General features: G+C 45.9%; 4 protein-coding genes. 1 reads left to right on the top strand and 3 read right to left on the bottom strand.

From position 1 onward, the window contains the following. Positions 1 to 16 precede the first annotated feature (16 nt). Both AC5V8P_RS22825 and AC5V8P_RS22820 read right to left on the bottom strand, forming a co-directional pair. Complete coding sequence (locus AC5V8P_RS22825) at positions 17 to 679, bottom strand: class I SAM-dependent methyltransferase (protein WP_064796236.1); 663 nt, start codon at positions 677 to 679, stop codon at positions 17 to 19. A gap of 24 nt (positions 680 to 703) precedes the next feature. After that, positions 704 to 3550 carry a methyltransferase domain-containing protein gene (locus tag AC5V8P_RS22820; protein ID WP_063213135.1) on the bottom strand — a complete coding sequence of 949 codons (2847 nt, stop codon included), beginning with the start codon at positions 3548 to 3550 and terminating at the stop codon, positions 704 to 706. 396 nt (positions 3551 to 3946) lie between these two features. Here AC5V8P_RS22820 and AC5V8P_RS22815 point away from each other — a divergent pair, with 396 nt between their 5' ends. Further along, on the top strand, positions 3947 to 5023 hold the full coding sequence (locus tag AC5V8P_RS22815; RefSeq protein WP_064796237.1) for a glycosyltransferase: 1077 nt from the start codon (positions 3947 to 3949) through the stop codon (positions 5021 to 5023). Between the two features lie 176 nt (positions 5024 to 5199). Here AC5V8P_RS22815 and AC5V8P_RS22810 read toward each other — a convergent pair. Next, a partial coding sequence (locus AC5V8P_RS22810; protein ID WP_495473892.1) for a sugar phosphate isomerase/epimerase family protein occupies positions 5200 to 5652 on the bottom strand: 453 nt, incomplete at its 5' end.

Raw genomic sequence — 5652 nt, 5'->3', positions numbered from 1 at the left:
CTCATTGCGCATACCATTAACTCTTATATTTTTTTAGAACAGTCCTAAAACAATGTAAGCCGCCCCACATATCTGTGTGCAGAGCTCCCCGTGGAAGCTTGAGATCTACACCACTCCAATACGAAAATCCCGCCTTTTCTATCCATTGTTCCATCGCCGAAAGATCCACTGTAGGGTAATCAAACGTCAACAGCAGCATTCCGTCATCCCTTAAAGTTCGGTGAAATTCACACAAGGCTGCCAAAGATTCATCAGGCGTTAAGTGCTCCAACACGGAAATACATACAATTTTGTCAAAACTGGCATTCTCATAGGGCAGGGCGGTTAGATTGGCATGTGCGGTGTGGAGCCGAACCGGTAAAATCTCCTGAATGCGCTCGGCGGCCTCCTCTCCAATATCCCGCCGTACCTCGGCCAAGATGGCATCCACAGATACAATTCGTATATCTAGATCACAGGCATAGACCTGAGCGCAACGACGGGCCAACTCAAATTTAAATGGATGAGGGATTCCACATGCCGCGTCCAATACTGTATCTTGCCCGGACATAAATTGGAGACACCATTCATACTCATAGGGACGACTCCACCAGCTTTGAGGGAGTCTGTAAATCATGTTGGACGAGTTGGGATCAGAATATACAAAAAAGCGAGATAGGTACGGGTCATCCATATCCATAAATGTAGCCTCCTTCGGGGATATTTAGATTACCCTTGCTACACAGCATAATTCATGACCCCGTTTCTCGCCTTGAAGCTTAGCCAACAATCCCATTTGCTCTGTAAAAGTAAGCTCACCGTACAAAGGGTGTGCTTGCAGCAAAGCATCCAGATCAGAGGGAAGCTGGCGGGTGAACAAAGACACCGGGCGCAGGCCGGACTTTTCCAGTAAGAGCGCTAGCGTATGATCCGAATAATGGTACAAATGATCTTCCTCCGTATATAAAGGCGAGTTAACGCCATAAGCCTCATTGGTAAACGAGTTTTTATTAGGCACCGTAATATATAACGTCCCATCAGGTTGAAGGTGTGCGCGCAGATCTGTTAAAAATGCGACCGGGTCCGCGATATGCTCCAGCACATGCCAGCACGCTATGGCTTCGTATGGGTGCTCCAGCGATAAGTCCAGTTCTTCCTCTAAACTTTCGGCCCCAATCCCTTCCTGATCTTCGTGATCTCGGTGAATTTCCACGGATTGTTCTGTTTGAGCATCTAATTCTGTTTCACCGTTCCAATAGCCGGGTAATAGCTCTACCTCATAATTGCATTTGGCATAAGCACGCGATTCACTAGAAGGCTCAATGCCCTCTGCATTCCAGCCAGCTTGGAGGGCAGCATGGATAAATTCTCCGGTGCCTGAGCCAATCTCAAGCAGCTTCCCTTTTGCGGGACTGAACATATCGAGCAACATGAGTCCAAAAAGGGCATGATCCCCATAGGTGGACGCCGCTGCACTATCTCGCATAGCAACCCAATTGGCATTATAAATCTCTGCTATCATTTCCTCAGTCTGAATATGATCCACATCCTTACGAAAAACCAATCCACAGGAGCCGCAGCCCATCAAGGTAAAGCGTTGATAATCATGAAATACTATCGTGTCAGATGAGCCACACAGTTTGCATTTTACACTCTGCTCTGCTCCCTTTACCTTCTCCTTGCCATAAGATGGGTCCTTGGTTTCACTTTTAATTTGTAGGTCGGGTTTGTCAATAACCTGCACACTGGCCACCTTGGCGACATCCGGTGCGTGTATCTGCTGGACAGGTTCATGTTCTGATGCAGGTTCTTTTTCTGTATTTTTGTTGTTGTCCTGGTCCACCCAGAGTGTAAGCCGTGGGTTCGAGTCCAAAATGGAATCATACTGCTCTTTCCATCCATAACGCGCACTTGGGTCAAGCAGCTGGTACCGCTCAAATTTGGCCATACGAATAGCAGGGGTATACCATCCCCAATGTTGAATACGGTAGTTGCTGATCTCAGTGGGAAGATCAAGTACATTTTCGGGTAATCTCCCACAATGCAAGGACTGCTCCTTCCATTTATAAGGGAACCCTTCTTTATATCGAATTAAAAAAGGACGGTAATATCGATGGGCCTGCCAATAATCATCATCACGATAATGCGTGGAAGACCACATATCAAATAACCTGAAACAAATCGTATCTGCTTTCGTTCCCGCTAACAAAGAATGTACCCCTTGGGCAAAACGGGATTCAAACATTTCGTCAGCATCCATGCTTAATATCCATTCGGGAGAGGAAGCCAATGTCTCTCTCCACTGCTGCTTTCGCAGTTCGACTTCATTGGTAAAAGAGGGGGTTTCATTGCGGATCAGACGCAGTGGGATTCCTTGCAAGATCTCCCGGCACAACTCTGCGCTATTGTCATGACTACCATCATCAATAATGACTGCTTCGTCAATGTATTCCCGGTGACTCAGCAGCACGTCTGTAAGCTTGCGATTTGCCTCATTGTATACCGTCATGGTCAGCGTCAATTTAGGATTAGAGACAGGCGGTGTATAAAGCTCGCTTTGTCGTGGACCCGTGAACGTTGGTGGTACTACAAACGAATCCGCCGTGTACTTGGCAAAGATAGCAGTTTCACGAAGATGATCGGGTATAACTGGAGGGTCAAGGAACTCAGAGGGTCTTGAATCTGCTGGATGATTGAAGGCTGAACCGCTGGGAGAAGTATTGGAATGTTCCATATGTGTTAAATGCTCTGGATGTTTGGAAATAAAATACTTTAGGGTGGATAATAGCTGTTCTGCCTTCATTCGATCGGCTTCCCGATATAGATGCATTGCCGGATAGTGTGTGTCCACAAAAAGTGGAAACCCAATTGCAGCCGCCCGAATACAAAAATGTCGATCTTCTCCCCAATAAGAAACGTTTTTGATTTTACCAAAATGAATTCCTGCTTCCAACGCCCGTCTGCGGATTAGGGTACAAGCGCCTAGCCCACCCACCTCATACAAACCTGGAACATGCAACTGGTGTATAAAATGTAACTCACGTTGCGCTCGCTCCTCTGCCGACAATACCTCGCCATCTTCGCGGTGGAACAAATTATATTCATCACTGACCCACACTTGAGGCAATAGCGGTCCTTCCGGTTGCCAACGCGTCCAGAAAATTTCTGATACGATATCTTTTTCCGTCTCCACCAGCCTGCGCAAGGTACGTGAATGAAGAACCAGGTCCGAATCGACCAGAAACAACGCGTCATAATTGTGCTGAAGCGCATATTCAATAAGACGATTTTTAAAGCCAGCCACTTTCCAGACGAGAGCAGGCGGCCAATAATGAGTGTGCTCATCACTACGGTGCTCTACTTGCTGTGAGCCTGTTAACAAGGGGAGAACCCGACCTGGAAGCCGATTGGCAAAGTCAACTAGCCACTGACTTGAAATCGGATTGTCATTATCATCGACAAACAAATAATCCGGCAGCACCTCAGGTGCCTCCAGACGCTCCAAGGCTTGAAGAAACAAAGATAAAATTTCCGGCTTCTGGTGCACCGGGCTGCCGATTAGTATACGCATGTGTCAACGCCTCCATCAGGCGGAAGCCTCATAACCGTTCCCCCTCCATGTCCTAACGCATACCCTAAGTTCGACCAAGCGATATGGGAGTGAGCGTGGTATAAATGGACTTACGCCCGAAAATATCAATGAAAACGACATGAATCCCAAATACAATCTTCCCATACAACCATAAAACCCATCCTGTCGCACGTCCTATCCTGGAATGTCACGCACATCGCTCAATCCATACTCTCCCCCCAAACATCCAACTTTGATTTTCTAATTTTATTAGAGCAGAACTGGATTTATGATCATCACATCATCTCTACTCGCGCCGTCGAAATTACTACATAATGAGCAAGCTATCCTAATAAAATGGGGATTATACCTAGTTTTTTGGGAGGGACAAAGAGCATGGTAACTGTCAGCTTATGCATGATTGTCAAAAATGAAGAAGAAGCCCTTCATACCTGCCTGAAATCAGTCCATGATCTGGTGGATGAAATGATCATCGTGGATACTGGCTCTACCGACAGGACCCAAGAGGTCGCTGCATCATTTAACGCTCGTATATACCATTTTGAATGGTGCGATGATTTCTCCGCTGCCCGCAATTATGCGTTTGATCAGGCAACGCAAGAATATCAATTTTGGCTGGATGCCGATGACATACTGGAAGAAAAAGATCGATTATCCTTTCTCAACTGGAAAAAACAAGCCACCCTCTCCTATGACAGTATTACCATGGATTATGTGCTTTCGGTAGATGAACAGGGACAGCCGTTGTATAAGCTCAAAAGAAACCGAATTGTACGGCGTGATCGCAGATTCAGATGGATTGGATTTGTTCACGAATTTCTGAATGTCACAGGCAGCACCTTTCACAGTGATATGGCTGTGACCCATAAAAAGACGCGCCCTCACTCCGACCGTAATTTGAACATATATCTCAAGCGGCGGGAAAAAGGCACCGTTTTTTCGGAACGAGATCACTACTACTTTGCCAATGAGTTATATGATAACGGGCGTATACTAGAAGCCATTCAGCAGTACGAACACTATCTGGAGCTGAATCGAGGGTGGACAGAAGATCGGATTGCTGCCTGCTTTAAGCTAGCGGAATGCTACGGTCGCCAAGAACAAAAACAGAAGCAACGTATGGCTCTGCTCCGCACACTTACCCTTGATGTACCACGCGCGCAGTTCTGCTGTGTTTTCGGCAATTTGTTCATTGAAGATGAGCAGTATGCTCAAGCTATATATTGGTTTCGTCAAGCGACGCTGATCGAGCCCTCGGAAGATGTGATGGCCTTAACCAATTCGTCGTACTATACCTGGTTTCCACACTTGCAATTATGCCTGTGTTACGACCGAATCGGCGACATCGAACAGGCAAAATCGCATCATCGCATAGCTCAGTTGCACCATCCCACTCATCCAAGCGTCTTATACAACGAGCAGTATTTTGCACAACTAGAGCAACAGAAATAAGGAAGACAAATACTGGCTAAAGGCAGGGACTTGCCATCCCGTTCGGGATTTCCTGCTCTGAAGTTAACATTCATGCTGTGCTGGGCGTACTTAAAAAAGTCGATTCCTCCTATAGGGAACCGACTTTCTTGGTTTGAAATTCGTGATATAAAATAGTAAAAAGTCGCTCCTCTTTATCATTCCAGGTGTTTTTCGAACCACGTGAGCGAATCTTTCAGGGCTTTTTCTGGATTCATAACATACCTTCTATCCAATAATTCCAGACCTAGATATCCCTTATAATCTATACTGTTAAGTTCCCTTAACACTTCCGTCATTGCTAATCTGCCTTCTCCGGGCACCAGATGTCCTCCAGGATTACCATCCACAAAATGTACATGCATTAAATTATTTCCCAGTTCCCTTATAAAATCATGAATGGTATCCTTTCCTGTAGTTTCCATCACATCCGTATCCGCTAAACCTTTTAAATAGGGGCTCCCAACTTCTTTTATCATCTTGGAAATGTGCTCGGCTCTATTAAACACCTGTGTAGTAAAAGAGGTAAAAGCCTCCACGGGAAGGTAAATCCCCTCTTTTTCTGCTGTTTTACATATTTCGCCTAAAGATTCTCTGCACCATTTCCACAT

This window comes from Paenibacillus sp. N119s, assembly GCF_059447605.1.
The sequence above is the reverse complement of the archived record's forward strand: the minus strand, read 5'-3'. Positions and strand labels throughout refer to the sequence as shown.